This window comes from Pseudomonas sp. TWI929 (assembly GCF_039673335.1).
Taxonomy (GTDB): Bacteria; Pseudomonadota; Gammaproteobacteria; order Pseudomonadales; family Pseudomonadaceae; genus Aquipseudomonas.
This window is the reverse complement of the sequence record NZ_JBDJLK010000206.1, coordinates 1-225: the sequence shown is the minus strand read 5'-3', so window position 1 is coordinate 225 and position 225 is coordinate 1. Positions and strand designations below refer to the sequence as shown.

The following is a 225-nucleotide window of genomic DNA, read 5'->3' as shown; positions in this document are numbered from 1 at the left end:
GACTATCACCCTGTCCAACGGTCAGACCATTACCGTTGAAGCGGGCAAGACCCAGGGCAGCGTCGATTTCCAGACCCCGGCGAACGACGTCTACAACAACGGTTCGACCGTCAGCGTGACCATCGAAGGCGCCACGGGCGGCAACTTCGAGCAACTGACGCCGAACCCGACCCCGGCCCAAACCGCGATCAACGATTCGACCGACAACACCACCGCGACCCTGAC

1 protein-coding gene is annotated in these 225 nt (G+C 62.2%); it reads left to right on the top strand.

The features are described 5' to 3' along the window. On the top strand, nt 1-225 hold a 225-nt coding region (locus ABE456_RS28575), incomplete at both ends, for an immunoglobulin-like domain-containing protein (protein ID WP_346646916.1).